General features: G+C 43.1%; 14 protein-coding genes. 11 read left to right on the top strand and 3 right to left on the bottom strand.

Going from position 1 to position 12061, the window contains the following annotated elements; translation table 11 throughout:
• The first annotated feature begins 7 nt into the window (after positions 1-7).
• The 8 genes from L0P89_RS06270 to L0P89_RS06305 all read left to right on the top strand — a co-directional run bounded on the left by L0P89_RS06270 (position 8) and on the right by L0P89_RS06305 (position 6119).
• Positions 8-253: a ferrous iron transport protein A gene (locus L0P89_RS06270; protein ID WP_235267993.1), complete on the top strand. Its 246-nt coding sequence runs from the start codon at positions 8-10 to the stop codon at positions 251-253.
• Positions 250-2484, top strand: coding sequence for a ferrous iron transport protein B (gene feoB, locus L0P89_RS06275; RefSeq protein ID WP_235267555.1), 2235 nt, complete (start codon positions 250-252; stop codon positions 2482-2484). The genes L0P89_RS06270 and feoB overlap by 4 nt, the downstream gene beginning before the upstream one ends.
• Positions 2485-2487: 3 nt before the next feature.
• Entirely contained in the window at positions 2488-2640 is a 153-nt protein-coding gene (locus L0P89_RS06280) for a hypothetical protein (protein ID WP_235267556.1), read from the top strand.
• Positions 2641-2763: 123 nt separating this feature from the next.
• Positions 2764-3282, top strand: coding sequence for an RNA polymerase sigma factor (locus L0P89_RS06285; protein WP_235267557.1), 519 nt, complete (start codon positions 2764-2766; stop codon positions 3280-3282).
• A 3-nt stretch (positions 3283-3285) separates the two neighbouring features.
• Positions 3286-4071, top strand: a complete 786-nt coding sequence (locus L0P89_RS06290) for a HEAT repeat domain-containing protein (RefSeq protein ID WP_235267558.1) — start codon at positions 3286-3288, stop codon at positions 4069-4071.
• Positions 4072-4090: 19 nt separating this feature from the next.
• Positions 4091-4843 (top strand): DUF4097 family beta strand repeat-containing protein, encoded by a 753-nt coding sequence (locus L0P89_RS06295; RefSeq protein WP_235267559.1) that lies wholly within the window; start codon positions 4091-4093, stop codon positions 4841-4843.
• A gap of 43 nt (positions 4844-4886) precedes the next feature.
• Positions 4887-5597: a hypothetical protein gene (locus tag L0P89_RS06300; protein ID WP_235267560.1), complete on the top strand. Its 711-nt coding sequence runs from the start codon at positions 4887-4889 to the stop codon at positions 5595-5597.
• 3 nt (positions 5598-5600) lie between these two features.
• A complete protein-coding gene (locus L0P89_RS06305) occupies positions 5601-6119 on the top strand; it encodes a DUF4440 domain-containing protein (RefSeq protein ID WP_235267561.1) in 519 nt (172 codons plus the stop codon).
• A gap of 88 nt (positions 6120-6207) precedes the next feature.
• On the opposite strand, the gene L0P89_RS06310 is transcribed toward L0P89_RS06305, so the two are convergent.
• The 3 genes from L0P89_RS06310 to L0P89_RS06320 all read right to left on the bottom strand — a co-directional run bounded on the left by L0P89_RS06310 (position 6208) and on the right by L0P89_RS06320 (position 9170).
• On the bottom strand, positions 6208-6615 hold the full coding sequence (locus L0P89_RS06310) for a DUF2141 domain-containing protein (protein WP_235267562.1): 408 nt from the start codon (positions 6613-6615) through the stop codon (positions 6208-6210).
• A gap of 94 nt (positions 6616-6709) precedes the next feature.
• The gene (locus tag L0P89_RS06315) at positions 6710-7135 is read right to left on the bottom strand and encodes a hypothetical protein (protein WP_235267563.1); all 426 of its coding nucleotides are present in this window, start codon (positions 7133-7135) and stop codon (positions 6710-6712) included.
• Positions 7122-9170 carry a S9 family peptidase gene (locus tag L0P89_RS06320; RefSeq protein ID WP_409557565.1) on the bottom strand — a complete coding sequence of 683 codons (2049 nt, stop codon included), beginning with the start codon at positions 9168-9170 and terminating at the stop codon, positions 7122-7124. The genes L0P89_RS06315 and L0P89_RS06320 overlap by 14 nt, the downstream gene beginning before the upstream one ends.
• 116 nt (positions 9171-9286) lie before the next feature.
• On the opposite strand from L0P89_RS06320, the gene L0P89_RS06325 reads away from it, so the two are divergent.
• The 3 genes from L0P89_RS06325 to L0P89_RS06335 are packed head-to-tail and all read left to right on the top strand — an operon-like array spanning position 9287 to position 12003.
• Positions 9287-10048 (top strand): DUF6090 family protein, encoded by a 762-nt coding sequence (locus L0P89_RS06325; protein ID WP_235267564.1) that lies wholly within the window; start codon positions 9287-9289, stop codon positions 10046-10048.
• Positions 10049-10094: 46 nt separating this feature from the next.
• Positions 10095-10856: an SDR family NAD(P)-dependent oxidoreductase gene (locus L0P89_RS06330; protein ID WP_235267565.1), complete on the top strand. Its 762-nt coding sequence runs from the start codon at positions 10095-10097 to the stop codon at positions 10854-10856.
• Between the two features lie 13 nt (positions 10857-10869).
• The gene (locus L0P89_RS06335) at positions 10870-12003 is read left to right on the top strand and encodes a helix-turn-helix domain-containing protein (RefSeq protein ID WP_235267566.1); all 1134 of its coding nucleotides are present in this window, start codon (positions 10870-10872) and stop codon (positions 12001-12003) included.
• The last annotated feature ends 58 nt before the right edge of the window (positions 12004-12061 follow it).

Consider the following 12061-nt stretch of genomic DNA (forward strand, 5'->3'; position numbering starts at 1 on the left):
AAATAGTATTTTGTTGACCATTGCCGATTTGAAAGAGGGCCAAGTGGGTATTATCAAAGAATTTATCAATGACAATATTCCCGTTAAATTGATGGAATTGGGGTGCCTGCCCGGAAACAGCGTCGAACTGGTACAAATCGCCCCCCTAAAAGACCCGCTGTACATCAATGTCAACGGCAGTCATATCGCCATTAGAAGAATACAGGCCAAAGAAATTCAGCTTGAACTTATCGAAGACACCCAACGGCCATGAGCAAGAGCATCAACGTGGCCCTTATCGGCAATCCGAATACAGGCAAGACATCGGTCTTCAACCAACTCACCGGACTCAACCAAAAAGTAGGCAATTACCCCGGCATTACGGTCGAGAAAAAAGAAGGTATCTGCAAACTGCCCCAAGGTGTCAAGGCCCATATTCTAGACTTACCCGGCACCTACAGTCTGAACACCACATCACTCGATGAAAGTGTGGTGGTCGAGCTTCTGCTCAACAAAAATGATAAAGATTATCCCGATGTTGCCGTAGTGATAAGCGATGTTGAAAATCTTAAGCGAAACCTTTTCTTGTTCACCCAAATCAAAGATTTGAAGATTCCGACCATTTTGGTCATCAACATGTCAGATAGAATGTCGCGTAAGGGCATTTCTTTGGATGTAGCGTTGCTGGAGCAACGCTTGAATACCAAAATAGCCTTGGTCAGCACCCGAAAAAAAGAAGGTGTCGACCACATCAAAACGTTGATCGCCGATTACAAGAATCTTTCAACAGAACCCAATCTCAATGCCTCTGTCATCGATACCGAATATTTTGGCCGATTGCAAAAAACGTTTCCGAAAGAAAACCTGTATAAACTTTGGTTGGTCATCACCCAAGACGTGAACTTCATGCCGCTGGAAAAAAAGCGTATCGAAGACTCCTCTTCCTTCAACACAAAATCAAAGAGCGAGTTAAAACAGCTACAACACAGGGAAACCGTTCTACGGTATCAATTTATCAATGGCATACTCAAAGAAACCTACAAGGTCGACCTTCAGGCGGCCAAGGGGCTTCGGGCCACTTTAGACAAGGTGTTGACCCACAAAGTCTTTGGTTATTTTATCTTCTTCGCCCTTTTGTTATTGATCTTTCAAGCCATCTTTGATTGGAGCACCTACCCCATGGACTTCATCGATGCCCAATTTGCTGCTGCCAGTGATTGGATAAAGAATACTTTGCCCGCGGGAGTTTTGACCAATTTGTTGGCCGAGGGCATTTTGGCCGGCATTGGGGGCATCGTCATTTTCATTCCCCAAATCGCTTTTCTGTTTCTCTTTATTTCACTGTTGGAAGAAACGGGCTATATGAGTCGTGTGGTCTTTTTGATGGATCGATTGATGCGCCCCTTTGGCTTAAGCGGTAAAAGTGTGGTACCCTTGATCTCAGGTACGGCATGTGCCATACCGGCCGTGATGGCGACCCGAACCATCGAAAATTGGAAAGAACGCCTCATCACCATATTGGTCACCCCGTTCACGACTTGTTCGGCACGACTGCCCGTATATCTCATTCTGATCTCTTTGGTCATACCCAAGGGCCGTTTTTTGGGGTTGGGCTATCAGGCCCTGACACTTATGTTGCTCTATATTCTCGGATTTGTGATGGCCATTCTATCGGCCATGGTATTGAACAAGATCATGAAAATCAGGTCTCGTTCACTCTTCATGGTCGAGATGCCCACGTATCGTTTGCCCCTGCTCAAAAACGTTGCCTTTACCGTGGTCGAAAAAACCAAGAGCTTTGTTCTAGGTGCTGGGAAAATTATTTTGGCCATCTCGATAGTACTCTGGTTTTTGGGATCCAACGGACTTTCTGAAGAATTCAAGAATGCAGAGGGTATCGTAAAACAACGCATCGAAGACCAAGGTCTGTCACAATACAGTCATTCGTACATAGAACGAAAACTGGAAGAATACAAACAGTCAACTCCTGTGAGTGTCACCCATACCAATAGTGCCATAAGCTTAAAGGCCATGCAGGATTCGATACGTATAAAAACAGAAAGCCTTAGGGAAAGGGCCATAGAGCAAGAGATAGCGAGCCATAGGTTAGAGCATTCTTTCATTGGCCATATGGGCAAATCCATTCAGCCTTTGGTACAACCTTTGGGCTATGATTGGAAAATCGGTATCGCCATCTTGACCTCATTTGCCGCACGAGAGGTTTTTGTGGGTACCTTGGCGACCATTTACAGTGTGGGCAGCGATGAAGAAGAGACCATCAAAAGCCGAATGGCCGCCGAACTTGACGATGTCGGCGAACCGCTATTTGATTTAGCCTCGGGCATTTCTTTGATGCTTTTCTATGCCTTTGCCATGCAGTGCATGAGTACCTTGGCCATAGTCAAACGTGAGACCAATTCTTGGAAATGGCCCATGCTTCAACTGGTCTTTATGAGCAGTTTTGCGTACCTTGCGGCATTGGTTGCCTATCAAATTCTCAAATAACCCATGGAAACAACACAGCAAATCATCGCATATTTGGTTTTGGCCATCGCCGTGGGGTATCTGGCCAAGAAATTTCTGTTGCCAAAATCACTGTTTGCCCCTTCAAAAAAAGATGCCGGCAAAAACTGCGGAGGTACCGATTGTGGCTGTCACTGACCCAAGTCATTCTTTTCTTTCCTGTATCCTAATTTCTCCGCTCCAAATAAAAATTCAGCTTCTCTTGTAACCTTTTGTAATTTTCTGACTATATAAAGTGAACACCACCTAAAGACAACACTGTTGAACAAAAAAACAGATGAGCTATTGATGCAAGAAGTTGCGCAGGGCAATCTCGAGATGCTTCGAATACTTTTTGACAGACATCATTTGCACGTGTTCAACTTTTTGTACAAAATGAGCGGTGACAAAATGCTGAGCGAAGACCTGACACAAGATGTGTTCTATAAAGTCATCAAGTATCGGTCTTCTTATAAAAACGGAAGGTTTCTATCTTGGTTGTTCACCATCGCTAGAAACAGTTTAAAGACCCATTTCACTCGTAACAAAGAAATGCATACCGATCTAGAGCAGTTGGCAGACCAGACCATCGAGGAAAAAAATGATGAGGCACATTCACAATTGCATCTAGCTTTAAGCAAGTTGGAAACTTCAGATAGGGAAGTTATCATCTTGAACAGGTTTCACGAGATACGGTACCAAGAATTGGCCGAAATCATGGGCAGCACCACAGGTGCCATGAAGACCAAGGTCAGTAGGGCCATGAAAAAATTGAAAAATATCTATTTGGAAAGCATTTGAAAAATGGACAAGGATAATATGACAGATTTGATTCAAGACTATTTTGACAAGTCACTTGATCGCGAAAAATTGAACGAGTTCGAAGAGCATCTCAAGAATTCACCTTCGTTCAAAAAAGAAGTGGAAGAATACCGGTTGTTGTTCGATGCTTTTGAAAAAGAAACCGACATCATTCCTCCAGACAGCTTGAAGACAAACTTTTTGAGCATGCTCGAAGACGAAAAAAACAAACAAGGAAAGGTTGTGGGCATGAAGAGGCAGCCAATAAATTGGTTTGCCGCCACATTGAAAATCGCCGCTGGTATCGCATTGCTCGTTTCCGCATTCTTTTTTGGGAAATATTCAGAGAAAAACGTCTTGAAAAATGAATTCGCAATTATGCAGGAGGAGACCACAAAATTAAAGCAAACCGCCATGATATCCCTTTTAGAGAACCAATCGGCAAGCAAGCGTATTCAAGGGGTACACTACATCGATGATTTGATCGATCCAGATGAAGCCATCATAAGTGCCCTGGCAGATAGAATGCTGAACGATGAAAACACCAATGTTCGGCTGTCGGCAATGGAAGCGCTCACGAATTTTAAAAATTCAGAAACAGTAAAGAACGCATTCATAGAAGCTTTGAAAACAGAGAAAGACCCAAGTATTCAAATTGCCATCATTCAGGCATTGGTTCATATACAAGAAAAAAAGGCCATTGAACCCATGCAAAAATTGCTGGAACAAGAAGACACCCAACCCTTTATCAAAAACGAAATCAAAATAGCATTACCAAAAATCACATAAACATCAAAAAACGAAAATCATGAAAAAAGTAACTTTTCTTCTAATCGCAGTGGCCGCATGCGCCATTGCATCTGCCCAAACTGATTACTCGAAATCACTGAACGGTATCGAATGGGTGAAAATCGAATCTAAATCAGATATTACCTTGAAAACCTACAATGCCAACGAACTGCTGATAAAAGGCAGTGGCAGCTCAAAAGTATCTGAAAAGGCCAAAGGGCTAAAACTGGTCGGTGAAGGCGGCAACGACAACACAGATGTCGGGTTCTACGTGGTACAAGACGGAAACACCTTGTTGGTTAAAAACCTGAGAAAGTCAGAGGGTGCTGAAATTTTCCTTCCCGAGACCCAGAACGTTTCGGTAAAAAGCACCTGGAGCGGCGATATAGAAATTGAAGGATTTTCCGGTGAAGTCGAAGCTGATGCACAACTCAACGGCAGCATTGAAATCACAGGTGTAAACGGCCCCGTTACCGCAAATGCCCTCAATGGGGAAATTGAGGTTGAATTTGGCACCGTCAAACAAAATACCCCCATCTCCATCCATACCACGAACGGTGCCATCGATGTTTCCCTACCTGGAGACACACCGGCCGACTTGACCTTAAGCACAATGCACGGAGACATTTACACCAACTTCGATATCAAGAGAGAAGAAAAGGATGGTCTGAAATCGGTATCGAGCAAGAAGGTAAAAGCGACCGTCAACAACGGAGGGGTCAATATTTCTTTAAAGTCCATCAACGGAAATATCTATTTAAGAAAGCAATAATCTACCCCAAAGCAAAGTCAAATCATCAAAAAAACGAACAGTCATGAAAAACGTAATGCCCTTTTTAATGATGGCCCTTCTCGGGCTATCGCTCAACGCCCAAAAAACCATTGAAAAAAACATCGATTATACCGATCAGATCATTGATGTAGAAGTAAAATTTGCCTCTAATATCGAAGTGAAGACCTGGGACAAACGCACCCTTTATTTTAAGGCAGACATCAGCACAAAAGATGGAAAGTATTTAGAATTGTATACCCTCAATGTCAAAGAAAGTAAGGGTTTCATCAGCATTAGCTCTGATACCAAAGCTATTTTTAAGGCATTTCATGACGAATGGAAAAGCAATCATTCCAATGAAAAAAGATACTATCACACATCAGATATGTACGAGTTTGACTATGTGCTCTATGTACCCAAAAATGCCACCTTTACCGTGACCAGCATTAATGGTGACCTAAGGGCAGATGTTGTAGAAGGAGATTTCACCGCCGATCTGATCAATGGAAACATCGATATCAAAAAGTATAATGGCAATCTTGACCTGAAAACCATTAACGGTGAAATCGATCTCTTTCTTTCCAATTCACGATTGACAGCAGAGACCATACACGGTCAGATCTATGCCGATGAAAAATTAGAGCTCAAGGTGACCGATCGTTACGTCGGACAAAAAGTAGAGGGTAGTTTTGATGCTGCATCGAACCGGCTCCGCTTGAATACCATCAATGGAAACATGTACTTAAGGCTTTGATGAATGAAAGCTGTTTTTTGTCTGGCACCAGCAATTGTTTTGATGATGGTTTCTTGCCAAAAAAAACAAAGCGCCATTGAAAAATCTTCGGGGAAAGATTCATTGACACTCATCAAAATGATTTCAGAACGTGAAGCAGCCATGATCAAAAAAGATATGAATTTGGCGATGTCACAGTTCACTGAAGATGCAACCTGGATCAATTCACAAGGCTACTTTTTTGAGGGCAAAAGCGAGGTGAAAAAATTTCACGATATGTTATCTGAAAACGATTCCCTTGATTATTACTATGAAGCCGGCAAACCGAAGGTACGGGTTTTAGACCCCAACAATGCGCTTGCATATTACTCTTGGAAAATGTTTTGGTTTCGAAAGCAAAATGCGGCGGACACGCTGATCAGGGAAATAGGGCTAATGACCTTGCACGCCCAAAAACAAAACGAAAAATGGAAATGGATGGCGGTGACCAACCAACATACACCTTGGTTCTATGATGAAATAAAACCAGAGAAAATCGAATAGCGATATAAGGCATTTCCATAACAAAAGGGAAAAACGATAGGCCGCCCGCAAACGCAATCAACAAAACAGTCTTGCGAGTCCCAAGAAATTAAAGTTCGATGCTTATCTCATAGTCAGAGCTGACCAAGAAGGCGCATTCCTTGAAATTTGGTGGACCAAAAGTTTTCATTTTGGCATTCGAAAAGGCTACTTTTTCTTTGGGTATGCCCAACCAATTGGTATCTAGTATATTGTTTCCGTTCTCGTCATAAAAAATGGCCAGGGCATACTCCCCTTTTGGTAGGTTCTTAATCGATAGACGGGTAATCCCTTTCTTGGCGGCGATACTGTCGCATTTGAATACGTGGTCAAACTTCAAAAAACCTTCCTCAGAGTCATAGACCGCCACACTGATCTTTCCTTTGGAAGAGGGCACGCCGTGTACCTCAACAGAAATCTCGTTCTGTGAAAACAGCAGGGCCGGAAATAACATGATCAAAAGAAAAAGGTGTTTCATTTTTCAAATGGTTTCAGTACAAAGATGCAAACTCAATTTTTACCAAAAAAGTATACGTTCAAATGTATATTGTTGGATGTCGCAAAAGCTCGCTTTACTCTTCTGGATCGATGGCCAACTTCAAGGTTTCATAAAGCTCTGCCGTTTCAAGGCTGTCGGTAAAATTGAGAAAAAGCTTGAGCGAGTCATGGTGCACTATTCTGATTTTTTGTTGCCTCAGATCATCGACGAACACATACACCCTTGATTCCGTCAACGAATCTTTGAACACCCCTTTTTCACGGGCCAACCATGAAAAACCGTTATGGCGTTCCATTTCAGGTATTCTCTTGACGAATGAAATACTGTCCATTTCTGAAAGGGGTAGCTGTTGCCGATAGATCCCTGAGTATATTTTGAACTTGCCTTCTTCGATGCTAGAGTAGTTTTTGTAATGGATCACAAAGGCTGCCATACAGAAAATGATGGTCAGTACGATCAAAAGATTCCAAAACCAATGCTTTTTTCTACTTTTTGTCATCTGGCTCCTTATCCGTCCGATACTTATCAAACCATGCTACCGTATGGGCAATCTTGGTGATCAGATTACTGGGTCGGTTCGCGATGCCATGACTGGCACCTGGAATCTCGACCAAAACAGTTTCTTTTTTCCTCAATTTTAGCGCATGGTACAACTGCTTGGCTTCACTGGGCGGTGTTCGTAAATCGTTCATGCCCACCATGACCATTGTTGGGGTCTCTATATTTCCAACAAGGGAAATCGGCGAAAATTTCCAGTAGTGCTCGACGTTCTCCCAAGGTTGACCTTCATAGCGTGAATTGGCGTACCCGAAATAATTATCGGCCACCAAGGTCTTGCTAATCCAGTTCATCACCGGTTTAGCAACGACCGCAGCTTCAAAACGGTCGTTCTTGCCAATCATCCAAGCGGTCATGATACCGCCGGCACTTCCTCCAGTCACGAATAGCTGATCTTCATGGGCAATGCCTTTCTCAATACAATGATCTACCCCATCCATCACATCATTGTAGTCTTCTCCAGGATAGTTTCTGTACAAAAGGTTACCAAACGCTTCGCCATAGCTGGTACTGCCCCTTGCATTGGGGTAAAACACAATATATCCGGCAGAAGCATATAGCTGCATTTCAATGGAAAAACGATCGCCATAGTTCAAAATCGGTCCCCCATGATTTTCCACCATAAATGGATACTTTTTGGAGGCATCATAATTGGGCGGATAAACCACCCACCCCTGTAGGTCACGATTATCGACACTTGATGTATACCAAACCTCTTCTACTTTGCCCAGCGTTCTATACTTCAACAAACCGCTATTTAAATTGGTCATTTTTCTAGGGCTTTTCGTTTTTGGGCCCAAAAGGGCCAATTCAGCAGGATGCGCAGGTGTAGCATAGGTATAGGCAACCGTACCGTTCTTCGACACACTGTACGATCCACTGCCATAAGGCCTCCCAAGAGTGGTTCCTCCACGATTATCGGCCAGTTTGGTCACCTTGCCAGATAGGGTAATATAACCAACCTTTCCATTTCCCTTATCGTCGTAGTTAAAATAGAGTCCGTTTCCTTTGGCATCCCATTGAATGCTGGAAATACTTCTATCCAAATCATCTGAAATACTCCTTTTACCGGTTCCATCACTGTTCATGATATGAAGTTTTCTGACCTGATACGCCTGTTTTTTATCGCCATACCCCAAATAGGCGATCGACTTTCCGTCTGGTGAAACCTGCGGATCATAATCTGGTCCGTCCCTTTCGGTCAAGGCCTCGATTTCTCCACTTTCTATAGCTACGGCATATATTTCACTATTGCGAAAACGGTATTCCCAATCTTTGAGCCTATTGGCCGAAAAATAGATTTTATCCCCTGCTGGCGCCCATGATAACGTGCCCCGATGATGCCAATCACCTGAGGTGATCTGCCTTGGTGCCCCACCATCTGAAGGCATCACAAAAATATGGTTGAAGCCCGGTTTGATATAACCACGGCCATCCGCTTCATGGTAGACCCGATCCGTAATTCGCGGTGCATCGGCCCATTTTGCCCCTTTTGGGGCCTTGGGCATTTTGGCAATGACAGGAGCTTTGGCCGCTACATTCATTGAAAATGCGATTTGGCGTCCGTCTGGTGACCACGTCAATGCACTTGGCCCAAAAGGTAGTTGTGTCAGTTTTGCCAATTTCCCCGACCCTAGCCAGTACATGTATATTTCAGAACCTTCATCCGTTGTACTGGTAAAGGCAACCCTATCTCCCGAAGGTGACCATCTTGGGCCGCTTTCATCGACTTCCCTTGAGGTCAGCTTTTGGTGTTCACTGCCATCTGCCTTAAGCAGCCATAGATTGCCCTTGGCACGATCCCCCATGACATCGAAGCCCATTCGGCGATAGACCACCCACTCACCATTGGGAGACACTTGGGGATCTGAGACATATTGCAGGTCAAAAATGTCGAGATATGAAAAATCGGGGTTTTGGGCATTGGAAAACTGCATTAAAATGATGAAGCAGAGCAACGAAAAAAGGGTACGCATGATTATGTATTTTGAAGTCTTTAAAGGTAATGGAAACCATCGATTTCAACAACCATTCGCCAATCGTCAAAAATTGGGTCATATCTTGTTATATTTATGGGAAATCACCCATTTTCATGATCAAATTCTTCCGAAAGATCCGTCGGTCATTAATTGCCCAAAACAAGTTTCCAAAATACCTGCTCTATGCCGTTGGCGAAATCATTTTGGTGGTCATCGGCATTCTTATCGCTTTACAGATCAACAACTATAGCGAGTACCAAAAAGAGCGCAAAAAAGAATGGGTATTGCTTTCAAATCTTTCTCAAGAAGTGCAATTGGATATGCTACAAATAGAAAACAACACCAGACTGACCACAGAAAGGCTCAAACGGCTCGATAGCCTGGTACAACTCTTAAGAGCACCCGACAGCATCAATGCCCTACAATTCATTCGGCAGTCATATGAATTTGTTTTCGACCAATACTTCAAAAGCAATAGCGGTATTTTTGATGAAGCCGTTTCTTCTGGCAAGATGAGCTATATTCAAAATGAACCCTTGCGGCAGCGTATTTTTAACTATTACCGCAACGTCAAGGAGTCTTATATCGATGGTACTGCACGACAGATCACTGATGAGTTCATCACCCCGCTTTTGATAGAACACGTATATCTCAACCAAGAAGGGTTTACCATGTTGGGAATGGATGTGGAGGATATTTCCATAATAGAAGAATTGAATGTGTACCAACTCACCAAAAACAAAGACTATTGGAAAATGGTACTGATGAAATTTGGCGCAAACCAAGAACAAATACTCCGCTGGAAAGGTACTCGACAAAGGGCCGAGGAGTTAAAGCAACAAATTGACCTAGAGCTGAAAAAACTGAACCAATGATTAAATTCTTTTGAAGTATCCGTTGATAAGCAGATAAATTTAAATAATGTTGAACTTTAAGAACAAAAACATATTGGTCACCGGCGCCTCTCGAGGCATAGGCAAGGCCACCGCTCTGGCCTTTGCCGAAAAAGGGGCCAAGGTCGGACTCAATTTTAGAAGCAATATGGAAGAAGCCCAGAATACGTTGAACGCGTTATCGGGTGAAGGGCATCAACTTTTTCAAAAAGACATAGCCCAAAACGAAAATTGCCAAACGCTCATTGAAGAGTTCATCAAAACTTTCGGGCGGTTAGATGTGCTGGTCAACAATGCGGGCATCTTTGTACCCCATAAGATCGATGAAATCGAATTCGAAGAATGGAGAACCATTTGGCAAGGCACTTTTGAGACCAATCTATTCGCAGTAGCCGATCTTTGCTATTGGGCAGCACGGGCCATGATGAAAACAGGTGGTGGTAGTATCGTGAATGTTTCTTCAAGAGGGGCCTTTCGTGGCGAACCAAATGCCCCTGCCTACGGGGCCAGTAAAGCAGCCTTGAATGCCATGAGCCAATCACTGGCCAAAAAATTGGCTGCACATAACATCGCTGTGGGCGTGGTTGCCCCAGGCTTTACCGATACCGATATGGGCGCCCATGCCCTTAGCCCAGAAGAAAGGGATCGTCTTATGGCAGAATCGCCCCTCAAGCGTATGGCGAAACCCGAAGAGGTGGCCCATGCCATAGTGTTCTTGGCCTCTGAAGGCGCGAAATATTCCTCTGGCACCATCGTAGACGTGAATGGGGCGAGTTATTTGAGGAGTTAACGGTCATTAGGTCTTGGACGAAAACTACACATATGGTTTTTTGAGTGCCGTGCACATCATGGCCGGCCTCCACGGCGTATTTTTGGCCGCCATTCTGCTTTTTAAAAAAAGCCTTGCATCCAAAAGCAATGGATTTTTAGCCTTGGCACTCCTTGCCGTATCCATTATCGTTTGCTATGACTTTTTTTACTATTCCTATGAAGAGGAGCAACTGCCGTTGCTCGTTCAATATGCACCCATTTATATAAGAACTGCAATTCCGATCGGGCTTTACTTCTTTGTTCGTTTCCTAATTGATCCCTTGGGTCAATTGAAGAAATGGGAGCGATTATGGTACGTCCCCATCGTTTTGGAGCTGGTTATCGAGTTGGCCTATATCCCTGTCAATCTTTTTTTAAATGATGCTTTCATTGCTCCCGCGGAATATCTGTTGTTGATCACAGAAGAATCCATAGGTTTGATCGCTGGTATAATCTTCCCCTGTTTCGCTATCCACAAGATCAACCTCTATCAAAAATTTCTACTTGACAATTATTCCTCCATTTCAGGAAAAAGCTTGCGCTGGTTGCGAAACCTTATTGCCATTGTTTTAGTAATTATGATCATCTGGCTTTTCAGCCATATCCAGTTTATTCTTGGATATGAAAATGAAGGCACCTACACCTTTGTTTCTTTGGGAATGATTCTTTTTCTTTTCTGGATGGGCTACTTTGTCATTTTACAATATCCGCTGTTCAAAGTGGTTCCTTACCAAAAAACAAAGGAGGTCTTGGGCCCTTCAAAAAAGTTGTCACCGAAAACCGATGAATACCATCAAAACCTCTTAAAACTAATGGAAGAAGAATCTGTGTATACCGATACGGAACTAACCCTTTCCGGTTTAGCGGAAAAACTAGCGATAAGTCCGGGGTATCTCTCCCAAATCATCAATGATAAAGAAAATAAGAACTTCTTTGAATTTGTAAATCAGTATCGAATAGAGGCAGTAAAAAGAAAATTGATGAATTCAGATTACAATCAATACAGCATTATGGGCATTGCCTTGGAAAGTGGATTCAATTCAAAATCTACATTTAATTCGTTGTTCAAAAAATACACCGGACAGACCCCGTCCTCCTTCAAAAAATCATTTCAAACTTCAATTTGATTAAAAGTTAGTCCGAAATACCACAATTTTAAACTCGTTGGACGTTTCAAAATAAGGT

Origin of the sequence: Muricauda sp. SCSIO 65647, from assembly GCF_021534965.1 — a bacterium.
Lineage (GTDB): Bacteria > Bacteroidota > Bacteroidia > Flavobacteriales > Flavobacteriaceae > Flagellimonas_A.